Annotated in this window: 8 protein-coding genes and 1 tRNA gene; 3 read left to right on the top strand and 6 right to left on the bottom strand. The window is 70.0% G+C overall.

All coding sequences use genetic code 11. The features are described 5' to 3' along the window. The 3 genes from VGN18_RS13880 to VGN18_RS13870 form a co-directional block, all read right to left on the bottom strand. Positions 1 to 383: ABC transporter permease subunit (locus VGN18_RS13880; RefSeq protein ID WP_414655055.1), on the bottom strand; the 383-nt coding region annotated here is incomplete at its 3' end. A 106-nt stretch (positions 384 to 489) separates the two neighbouring features. Beyond that, positions 490 to 1,710 carry a branched-chain amino acid ABC transporter substrate-binding protein gene (locus VGN18_RS13875; protein ID WP_327540293.1) on the bottom strand — a complete coding sequence of 407 codons (1,221 nt, stop codon included), beginning with the start codon at positions 1,708 to 1,710 and terminating at the stop codon, positions 490 to 492. A 166-nt stretch (positions 1,711 to 1,876) separates the two neighbouring features. Next, a complete protein-coding gene (locus VGN18_RS13870; RefSeq protein WP_327540292.1) occupies positions 1,877 to 2,503 on the bottom strand; it encodes an ANTAR domain-containing response regulator in 627 nt (208 codons plus the stop codon). 140 nt (positions 2,504 to 2,643) lie between these two features. Between VGN18_RS13870 and VGN18_RS13865 the strand changes: the two genes are divergently transcribed. The 3 genes from VGN18_RS13865 to VGN18_RS13855 all read left to right on the top strand — a co-directional run bounded on the left by VGN18_RS13865 (position 2,644) and on the right by VGN18_RS13855 (position 4,941). After that, a tRNA-Leu gene (locus VGN18_RS13865) sits at positions 2,644 to 2,720 on the top strand. Positions 2,721 to 2,997: 277 nt separating this feature from the next. After that, on the top strand, positions 2,998 to 3,501 hold the full coding sequence (locus VGN18_RS13860; RefSeq protein WP_327540291.1) for a hypothetical protein: 504 nt from the start codon (positions 2,998 to 3,000) through the stop codon (positions 3,499 to 3,501). A gap of 30 nt (positions 3,502 to 3,531) precedes the next feature. Then, positions 3,532 to 4,941, top strand: coding sequence for a pyridoxal-dependent decarboxylase (locus VGN18_RS13855; protein WP_349259918.1), 1,410 nt, complete (start codon positions 3,532 to 3,534; stop codon positions 4,939 to 4,941). On the opposite strand, the gene VGN18_RS13850 is transcribed toward VGN18_RS13855, so the two are convergent. The 3 genes from VGN18_RS13850 to gltB all read right to left on the bottom strand — a co-directional run. Further along, positions 4,938 to 5,858, bottom strand: a complete 921-nt coding sequence (locus tag VGN18_RS13850) for an acyl-CoA thioesterase II (protein WP_327540289.1) — start codon at positions 5,856 to 5,858, stop codon at positions 4,938 to 4,940. The two genes, VGN18_RS13855 and VGN18_RS13850, sit on opposite strands and share 4 nt — an antisense overlap. Beyond that, positions 5,851 to 7,284, bottom strand: a complete 1,434-nt coding sequence (gene pyk, locus VGN18_RS13845; protein ID WP_349259917.1) for a pyruvate kinase — start codon at positions 7,282 to 7,284, stop codon at positions 5,851 to 5,853. Before pyk ends, VGN18_RS13850 begins: the two co-directional genes overlap by 8 nt. Before the next feature lie 35 nt (positions 7,285 to 7,319). After that, on the bottom strand, positions 7,320 to 10,611 hold a 3,292-nt coding region (gene gltB, locus VGN18_RS13840; RefSeq protein ID WP_327540287.1), incomplete at its 5' end, for a glutamate synthase large subunit.

The raw sequence follows: 10,611 nt of genomic DNA, 5'->3' as shown, positions 1-10,611 counted from the left end.
AGGTTGGACAGGAAGAACGACGCGCCGATGGCGCTGATGAGGAACGCCAACTTCGGCGCACCTCGTTGCCGCAGCGTCTTGTACGCCACCTTCTCGAGCAGCCAGGCGATGGCCGCGCCGGTGAGAGCGCCGCTGAGCGCCCCCGCGATCAGCGTGAGCGGTATCGCCACGCCGCTCAGATGTCGGTTGCCGATGATGCCGTTCACGACGAGATAGCTGCCGAACGCGCCTGACATGAACACTTCGCTGTGTGCGAAGTTGATGAGCTGCAGCACGCCGTAGACGAGGGTGTAGCCGAGCGCGACGAGCGCGTAGAGCGACCCCTGCTGCAAGCCGATCACGAGATTCTGCGGAAGCTGTTCGAACCAGTTCTGTGACGCCACGGTCAAGTGCTCCTCATCAACGCCGGTCGGTCCCCGGACGACGGCCTAGCGCAATCGAATGGGACGGGCCGGCGTCGCCGACCCGTCCCACCTCGAACGGTCTTGCCTAGCTCTGGGTCTTGATGTTGGTGCCCAGCACCTTGATGACACCGTTTACCTGGCGGTACAGGTTCACGACCTGACCGGCCGGGTCGAGGTCACCGTTGGACTGGAACTTGATCGTGGCGGTGAGGCCCTTGAAGTCGGACTTCGCGACCTGCTCGGCGACCGACTGGCGGGTCGGGTTGGCCCCGGCCGCCTTGATCGCCGCGATCACCAGGTTGGTGGCGTCGTAGGCCTCGGGCGAGTACGTCGACGGCGGGGTGTGGTACTTCGCCTGGTACTCGGTGACGAACTGCTTGGCCGCCGGCAGCGTGGTGGCGTCGGCGCAACCGCAGGTCATATACCAGCCGTTGCCGGCCGAACCCGAGTCCTTGGTGAAGACCGACGACTTGATGCCGTTGCCACCGATCGTGGTGCCCTTGAAGCCGGCGGCGACGAGCGCCTTGGCAAGCAGGGCGGCCTGCGCGTCGTAACCCGCGTAGAACAGGGTGTCGGCACCGGAGTTGGCGATCGTCTGCGCGATCGGGCCGTAGTTCTTGGTGGTGGTGCCGTCGAGACCCTGCTCGGTGACCTTGATGCCGTCCTTCTGGGCCTGGGCCTTGACCGAGTCACCGACACCCTGGCCGTACGGGCTGAGGTCCTGGAGCACGAACATGTTCTTCGTGCCGTGGCGCTTCAGGAAGTCGGCGCCGGCCGGGGCCTCGACGAAGTCGTTCGGGATGACCCGGAAGAACGTCTTGAACCCCTGCGTCTGCAAGGTGCCCTTCGACGCGGACGGGGTCACGAACGCCATGTTGGCGGCCGAGTAGATCTTGCCGACGGCCAGGGTGCTGCCCGAGAAGCTCGGGCCGACCTCGGCGATGACGTCGGGGTTGGACACGAGCGCTGTGGCGGCGGCCGGCGACTTCGCCGGGTCACCCTCGTCGTCGGACTGGATCAGCTTGACCTTGAAGCCGAGCGAGCTGTCCTTGTTGGCGTCGTCGACCGCGATCTGCGCGCCGTAGAGCTCGTTGATGCCGAGCTGGGCGTTGGCGCCGGAGAGCGGGCCTTCGAAACCGATCGTGTAGGTCTTGCCGGTGGCTGCCGGAGCGCTGCCGGTGCTGCTGCCGCCGGTGGCGGGCGTGGAGCTTCCGCCGCCGAGGCCGCCGCCGGTGCTCTTGCCGCTGCTGGAGCAGCCGGTGAGCGCCATGGCGCCCGCGGTCGCAAACACCGCGATGGTGGTCATTGCACGAGATCGCACTGCTGAGCCTCCTGTGAGGGCTTCGTGGGACATCCGGCATCACGCCGGTTGGCGGGACGTTAGCCCAATTAGGGGGCGTGCGGTACCAGCCAAACGGGCCGATACGTGGTCGTGACCAAATCTCCACCCAAGGCGGGACCGATCTTGGCCGCTATTCGGCGGTCGTCGGTTTCGGATCCGTGTCGCCGCTGAGAACGAGCTCGGCGACGGCGCGCATCGACGTGCGGTTGTCCATCGCGGCGCGCTGGATCCACCGGAATGCCTCGGGCTCGCTCAGGCCGTGCGCGGTCATCAGCGCGCCCTTCGCCCGCTCGATCAGCTTGCGCGCCTCGAGCCGCTCGCGGAGCCCCGTGACCTCGGCCTCGAGGGCCCGGATCTCGGCGAAACGCGAGGTGGCCATCTCGATCGCGGGCAGCAGATCGCGCTTCTGGAACGGCTTCACGAGGTAGGCCATCGCGCCGGCGTCCCGCGCGCGTTCGATGAGATCGCGCTGGCTGAACGCCGTCAGCATCACGACGGGAGCGATGCGGGCGTCGGTGATCTGGGCCGCGGCGGCGATGCCGTCCATCTTGGGCATCTTGACGTCGCAGATGACGAGATCGGGGGTCAGCTCGGTCGCCAGGGCGACGGCCTGCTCGCCGTCGGCGGCCTCACCGACGACGGTGAAGCCCTCCTCCTCGAGCATCTCGCGCAGATCGAGTCGGATCAGCGCCTCGTCCTCGGCGATGAGCACCCGGAGCGGCTGCGTCTCCGACGGATCGGCGGGGGCGGCAGCCACGGGCGGACCTCTCGAGTTCGACGGTGAACGAGCGAGTCATCAGCCTAGACCGATAGACATTTCACCTATGTGACGCCCCCGGCGCGCCGAATTGCCGACGAGCCTCCCCCGATAGGATGAATCTTCGACAGCAGCGGTTGGCCCCTGTATCCCAACTGGCAGAGGACGCGGATTCAAAACCCGTTCAGTGTGGGTTCGACTCCCACCGGGGGCACCACGCGGCGAGAAGTGTCGGCACCGTCCGTGATGATCACGGCGTGCACAGCCTGGAGATCCGACTCGAGGTGCGGCGCCGGCTTGCCGACGGCCAGAGCCTCCGGCGCGTCGCCGCCGAGCTCGGCCTCGCTGTCCAGACCGTCCACAGGTGGTCACGGTTGCCGGCTGACGACCTCGCGCATCGCCCCGGCCGATGCTGGCTGTGTGCGGGCGTTCCATGCCCTGAGCCGGCAACCTACGGCTATCTCCTCGGTCAGTACCTGGGCGACGGTTACCTCGTGACATCTGCCCGCGTGCCGAAGCTGCGGATCGCGTGCGCCGACGACTACCCGACGATCGCGGCTGAGGTTGACGCGGCGCTGCTGGACCTCAGTGGCAACCTTCCGGGCCACGTCCAGTGCGTCGGCTGCAGCGACCGGTACAGCTACTGGAAGCACTGGCCGTGCCTGCTCCCGCAGCACGGGCCGGGGCGCAAGCACGAGCGGCCGATCGTGCTGGCCGGCTGGCAGCGCGAGCTCATGGTCGCCGATCCGTGGCCGCTCATCCGCGGGCTCGTCCACTCCGACGGCTGCCGGGCGATCAACCGGGTCGTGGTGAACGGAAAGACCTATAGCTACCCGCGCTACTTCTTCAGCAACACCTCGAGCGACATCCTCGCGATCATGGGTGAGGCGCTCGACCTCGCCGGCGTGGCCTGGCGGTTCAACCGGCCGACCAGCATCTCCGTCGCCCGCCGCTCGGCGGTCGCGGCCATGGACGCGCGCATCGGCCCGAAGCGGTGATCGGGCAGACTGCCTGACGTGACGGGGCACATGACACCGGAGGAGTTCCGACGCTACGGCCACGCGGTCGTCGACTGGATCGCCGAGTACCAGCAGAACGTCGAGCGGTACCCGGTGCTGTCGCAGGTCGCGCCGGGTGACATCCGCGCCGCGCTGCCGCCCGAGCCGCCCGAGCAGGGCGAGCCGTTCGAGGCGGTGCTGCGCGATGTGGATTCGATCATCATGCCGGGCATCACGCACTGGCAGCACCCGTCGTTCTTCGCCTACTTCCCGGGCAACTCGAGCGGGCCGGCGATGCTCGGTGACCTGCTGGCCTCGGGCCTGGGCGTGCAGGGGATGTTGTGGTCCACCTCCCCGGCCGCGACCGAGCTCGAGACGCACGTGCTCGACTGGCTCGCGCAGCTGCTCGACCTGCCCGATCGCTTCCGCTCGGGCACGGCGGGCGGCGGCGTCATCCAGCACAGCGCGTCCGACGCCGTGCTCTGCGCGCTGCTCGCCGCGCTGCACCGCGTCAGCGGCGGGCGCACCGAACGTGACGGTGTCGCCGCCGGCGGCTACACCGTCTACACATCGGGCCAGTCGCACTCTTCCATCGAAAAGGCCTGCCGGATCGCCGGGCTCGGGGCCGACGCGCTGCGCAAGATCGACGTCGACCCGACGACCCACGCCGCGCGTCCCGAGCACCTGCGCGAACTCGTCGCCGCCGACGTCGCCGCCGGGCTCACCCCCACCCTCGTCGTCGCCTCCGTCGGGGCCACCGGCACCGGCGCGATCGACCCGGTCGGGGCGCTCGCCGACCTCGCGCACGACGCCGGCGCCTGGATCCACGTCGACGCCGCCTGGGCCGGGGTCGCCGCCGTCGCCCCCGAGTTCCGCTGGATCAACGCCGGCGTCGGATCGGTCGACTCCTACGCCACCAACCCGCACAAGTGGCTGCTCACCAACTTCGACTGCGACACCTTCTGGGTGGCCGACCGCGCCGCGCTCGTCGGCGCGCTGTCGATCCTGCCCGAGTACCTGCGCAACGCCGCGTCCGATTCCGGGGCCGTCATCGACTACCGCGACTGGCAGGTGCCGCTCGGCCGCCGCTTCCGCGCGCTCAAGCTCTGGGCCGTGCTGCGCTGGTACGGCGCCGAGGGGCTGCGCGACCACATCCGCGGCCACGTCGCGCTGGCCCAGGAGTTCGCCTCCTGGGTCGCCGCCGACGAGCGGTTCGAGCTCGTCGCCCCGCACCCGCTGGCGCTCGTGACCTTCCGGCTCACCGCCGGCAACGAGGCCACCCTCGAGCTCATGAACCGGGTGAACGCGTCCGGCGCGCTGTTCCTCACCCACACCGTCCTCGACGGTGCGACCGTACTGCGCCTCGCGATCGGTGCGGTGTCGACGAGGCACGAGCACGTCGCCGCCGCATGGCAGGCTTTGCGGGCGGCGGCCGGTTAGGCACGTCCGCCGACGCGGATCATGCCTTCCTGCACGACGCTGCACACCTGGCGGCCGCTCTCGGTGAAGAACCGCCCGGTCGCGAGCCCGCGCCCACCCGAGGCCGAGGGCGACTGCATCGCGTACAGCAACCACTCGTCGGCCCGGAACGGCCGCTCGAACCACATGGCGTGATCGAGCGAGGCCATGTTGATGTCGTCGTAGTTGTGGGCCAGCCCCTGCCGGGCGAGCACCGCGTCGAGCAGCGTCATGTCGGAGGCGAAGGTGAGCACGCACAGGTGCAGCAGCGGGTCGTCGGGCAGCACGCCGTCGGCCTTCATCCAGACCCGGCTGATGCCGCCCTCGCGCGGGCCGTTCCGGTGCCGCTCCCACGGTGGGTCGTCGATGTAACGCAGGTCGATCGGGCGCGGACGTCCCTCGTAGAAGGCCCGCGCCTTCTCGCTCGTGATGTACCGCTCCTGGAAGGTGGGCAGGGTGTCCGGCGCCGGCACGTCCGGCGGCGACTCCTGATGGTCGATGCCGTCCTGGACGAGCTGGAAGGATGCCGACAGCGTGAAGATCGCGCGGCCGTGCTGCACCGCCAGCACCCGGCGGGTGCTGAACGAGCGGCCGTCGCGCACCCGGTCGACCTCGTAGACGATCGGGATGCTCGGGTCCCCCGGCCGGATGAAGTAGCTGTGCAGCGAGTGCACCTGCCGGTCGGGGTCGACGGTGCGCCCGGCCGCCACGAGCGCCTGGCCGGCGACCTGCCCGCCGAACACGCGCTGGGAGCGGATGTCCGGGCTGAGGCCGCGGAAGATGTCCTCCTCGATGCGCTCGAGGTCGAGCAGACGCACCAGACCGTCGACGGCCTCCTGCCCGGTCGCGCTGGGTCTCCTGCTCTGGTCGGCGGCGTTGCTCGTCACCGGATCAGCCATGGCGCAGGACGTCTCCGATGTGGTGCACGCGGATCGTGTTGGTGGCGCCCGGCGTCGCCGGCGGCGTGCCGGCCACGACGATCACCAGATCGTTCGGGTGGCAGACGCCGCGGTTGAGCAGGGCCGAGTCGACCTGGCGCACCATGTCGTCAGTCGTCTTGACCATCCAGACCAGGTGCGCCTCGGCGCCCCACAGCAGCGCCATCTGCCGCTGCACCGTCTCGACCGGCGTGAACACCAGCAGCCGCTGCGAGGGCTGCAACCGGGACAGCCGGCGGGCGGTGTCGCCCGTCTGCGTGAACGCCACCAGCGCGACCGCGCCGAGCGCGTCGCCGATGTCCTTGGCCGCCTTCACCAGCGCACCGCCCGAGGTGCGCGGGTTGTGCTGCAGTCCGCGCACGCCGGTGCCGGACGCCTCGACCGAGGTGATGATGCGGCTCATGGTGGCGACGGCCTGCACCGGGAACTTGCCGACGCTCGTCTCCCCCGACAGCATCACCGCGTCGGCGCCGTCGATGACCGCGTTGGCGACGTCGGAGGCCTCGGCCCGGGTGGGGCGCGAGTGGGTGATCATCGACTCGAGCATCTGCGTCGCGACGATGACCGGCTTCGCGTTGTCGCGGCAGATCTGCACGGCCCGCTTCTGCACCACCGGGACGATCTCGAGCGGCATCTCGACGCCGAGGTCACCGCGGGCGACCATCATGCCGTCGAAGGCCAGCACGATCTCCTCGAGCCGGTCGACCGCCTCGGGCTTCTCCAGCTTCGCGATGACCGGGCGGTGCACGCCGACCTCGTCCATGACCTTGTGGACGAGCTTGACGTCCTCGGGGTTGCGCACGAACGACAGCGCGATGTAGTCGACGCCGAGGCGCAGCGCGAACTCGAGGTCGGCGGCGTCCTTGTCCGACATGGCCGGGACGCTGACGTCGACGCCGGGCAGCGACAGGCCCTTGTTGTCGCTGACCACGCCACCTTCGGTGACGTCGCAGACGACGTCCGTGCCGTTCTCGACGTCGACCGCGATCAGCGCCACGTTGCCGTCGTCGACGAGCAGGCGGTCGCCCGGGCGCACGTCGCCGGCCAGGTTCTTGTAGGTGGTCGAGACGCGGTCGTGGGTGCCGACGCAGTCCTCGACCGTGATGCGCACCCGCTCGCCGGTCGCCCAGGTGACGGGACCGTCGCCGAAGCGGCCGAGTCGGATCTTGGGTCCCTGCAGGTCGGCCAGCACCGCCACGTTGCGCCCGGCCGCCGTCGCGGCCTGGCGCACCTCGTGGAACCGGCGCCCGTGCTCGGAGTGCTCGCCGTGGCTGAAGTTCAGCCGGGCGACGTCCATCCCGGCCTCGACGAGCGCCCGAGCGCGCTCGGGGGTATCGGTGGCCGGGCCGAGCGTGCAGACGATCTTGGCATGCCGAATCACATCCACCAGCGTAGGGCTTCCGAGGCCCGCGCTGTGCGAGCTCAGCTCTTTGCCGCCGCCATGACCGCCTCGTCGACGTCCTCGCCGGCCTCCTCGGCCCGCGCTGTCGCCTCGAGCACGCGCTTGAAGTCGCGCGGGACGATGGCGCTGAACCGCTCGATCGAGCTCGCCCAGTCGCTGAGCAGCGCCCGGCCGACCACCGAGTCGGTGTAGCCGACGTGGGCCTCGACGATGCCGCGCAGTCGCTCGCTCTCGGCCTGCGACACCGCCTCGATCTCGACGAGTTCCGGGTTCACCTCGGCCCGGTCGAGATCGAGCACGTAGGCGTAGCCGCCCGACATGCCGGCCCCGATGTTGCGTCCGGTGCGGCCGAGGATCACGGCCGTGCCGCCGGTCATGTATTCGAGCGCGTGGTCGCCCACGCCCTCGGCCACGACCGTCGCGCCGGAGTTGCGGACGCAGAAGCGCTCGCCGACCACACCGCGGAGGTAGATCTGCCCCTCGGTGGCGCCGTAGGCGATCACGTTGCCGGCGATGACGTTGTCCTCGGCGACGAACGGCGCCCTCTCGTCGGGCCGCACCGCGAGGATGCCGCCGGACAGGCCCTTGCCGGCGTAGTCGTTGGTGTCGCCGAACAGGCGCAGCGTCATGCCGTGCGGCACGAACGCGCCGAACGACTGGCCGCCCGAGCCGCGGAACGTGACGTCGATGGTGCCCTCGGGCAGCCCCTCGGCGCCGTAGCGGCGGGTCACCAGCGAGCCGAGCATCGTGCCGACCGTGCGGTTGACGTTGCGCACCGGCAGTTCGAGCCTGACCGGCGCCGCGTCGAGCAGCGCCCCCTCGCACAGCTGGATGAGCGTGTTGTCGAGCGCGGCGTCCAGGCCGTGGTCCTGCTCGCGCGAGCGGTGCAGCGACTGCTCGTACGGGTTCTCCGGGGTGCGCAGGATCGGGGTGAGGTCGAGACCGGCCGCCTTCCAGTGGTCGATCGCGTCGGACATCTCGAGCATGTCGGTCTGGCCGACGGCCTCGTCGATCGAGCGGAAGCCGAGCGAGGCCAGGATCTCGCGCACCTGCTCGGCGATGTACTCGAAGAAGGTGACGACGAACTCGGGCTTGCCGCTGAACCGCTGCCGCAGGATCGGGTTCTGGGTGGCGACGCCGACCGGGCAGGTGTCCAGGTGGCAGACCCGCATCATGATGCAGCCCGACACGATCAGCGGCGCGGTGGCGAAGCCGAACTCCTCGGCGCCGAGCAGCGCCGCGACGACGACGTCGCGCCCGCTCTTCATGGCGCCGTCGACCTGCACGGTGATGCGGTCGCGCAGGCCGTTGAGCAGCAGCGTCTGGTGGGTGTCGGCCAGGCCGAGCTCCCAGGGCAGGCCGGCGTGCTTGAGCGAGGTCAGCGGGGCCGCGCCGGTGCCGCCGTCGTGCCCGGAGATGAGCACGACGTCGGCGTGCGCCTTCGACACGCCGGCCGCGACGGTGCCGACGCCGGCCTCGGAGACCAGCTTGACGTGCACCCGGGCCTGCGAGTTGGCGTTCTTGAGGTCGTGGATCAGCTGGGCGAGATCCTCGATCGAGTAGATGTCGTGATGCGGCGGCGGCGAGATCAGGCCGACGCCCGGCGTCGAGTGCCGGGTGCGCGCGATCCACGGGTAGACCTTGAAGCCGGGCAGCTGGCCGCCCACGCCGGGCTTGCCGCCCTGCGCCACCTTGATCTGGATGTCGTCGGCGTTGACGAGGTAGTGGCTCGTCACGCCGAAGCGGCCGGACGCGACCTGCTTGATCTTGGAGCGCCGGTCGTCACCGTTCTCGTCCGGCGTGAAGCGACGCGCGTCCTCGCCACCCTCGCCGCAGTTCGAACGCGCGCCGAGACGGTTCATGGCGATGGCGAGGTTCTCGTGAGCCTCGGCCGAGATCGAGCCGTAGGACATCGCGCCGGTCGCGAAGCGCTTCACGATCTCCGAGACCGGCTCGACCTCGTCGATCGGGACGGCCGGACGGGCACCCTCCTTGAAGTTGAACAGCCCGCGCAGCGTGCCGCCGGCGCGATTCAACTCCTGCACCTTGTCGGTGTACTCCTTGAACACCTCGAAGCGCCGCGAGCGCGTCGAGTGCTGCAGCAGGAAGACGGTCTCGGGGTTGAACAGGTGCAGCTCGCCCTCGCGCCGCCACTGGTACTCACCACCCACGTCGAGGCCGCGGTGCGCGCGTGACGTCTCGATCAGCGGGTAGGCCGACGTGTGCCGCGCCGCGGCCTCCTCGGCCAGCACGTCGAGGCCGACGCCACCGAGCCGGGACGGCGTGCCGCCGAAGTACTCGTCGACGAGGGACTGCGCGAGACCGAATGCCTCGAACACCTGCGCGCCGGTGTAGGACTGGATCGTCGAGATGCCCATCTTGGACATCACCTTGAGCACGCCCTTGCTGAGCGCCTTGACGAAGTTGTGGATGCCCTTCTCGGCGGTGACCCCGCTGATGCTGCCGGCGGCGACCATGTCGTCGATCGTCTCGAAGGCGAGGTAGGGGTTCACCGCGGCCGCGCCGTAGCCGAGCAGCAGCGCGATGTGGTGCACCTCGCGGGCCTCACCGGTCTCGGCGATGAGCCCGACCTGGGTGCGCTGCCCGGTGCGGATCAGGTGCTGGTGCACCGCCGAGGTGAGCAGCAGCGACGGGATCGGCGCGTGGTCGGCGTCGCAGTCGCGGTCGGACAGGATCAGGATCCGCGCGCCCGCCTCGACGGCCTGCGAGCACTCCCGTCGCACCCGCTCGAGCGCGGCCGCCAGGGCCTCTCCCCCGCCGTGCACGCGGAAGCGGCCGTCGATCAGCTGGCAGCGGAAGCCGGGCATGTCGCCGTCGGCGTTGATGTGCCAGATCTTGGCCAGCTCGTCGTTGTCGATGACCGGCCGCGGGATGACGATCTGGCGGCACGACGCCGGGCCGGGCGTCAGCAGGTTCTGCTCCGGGCCGATGCCGCCGGACAGCGAGGTGACGAGCTCCTCGCGGATCGCGTCGAGCGGCGGGTTCGTCACCTGGGCGAAGAGCTGCGTGAAGTAGTCGAAGAGCAGCCGCGGGCGCGAGGACAGCACGGCGATCGGGGTGTCGGTGCCCATCGAGCCGAGCGCCTCGGCACCTGACTTCGCCATCGGCGTCAGCAGGATGCGCAGGTCCTCCGCGGTGTAGCCGAAGGTCTGCTGACGACGCAGGACGCTCTCGTGCGTGTGCACGATGTGCTCGCGCTCCGGCAGCGCGTCGAGGTGCATGACGCCGGCGTGCAGCCACTCGTCGTACGGCGACTCCGCGGCCAGCTCGGCCTTGATCTCGTCGTCGGAC

The organism is Jatrophihabitans sp. (assembly GCF_036000465.1).
GTDB lineage: Bacteria > Actinomycetota > Actinomycetes > Mycobacteriales > Jatrophihabitantaceae > Jatrophihabitans.
The sequence above is the reverse complement of the archived record's forward strand: the minus strand, read 5'-3'. Positions and strand labels throughout refer to the sequence as shown.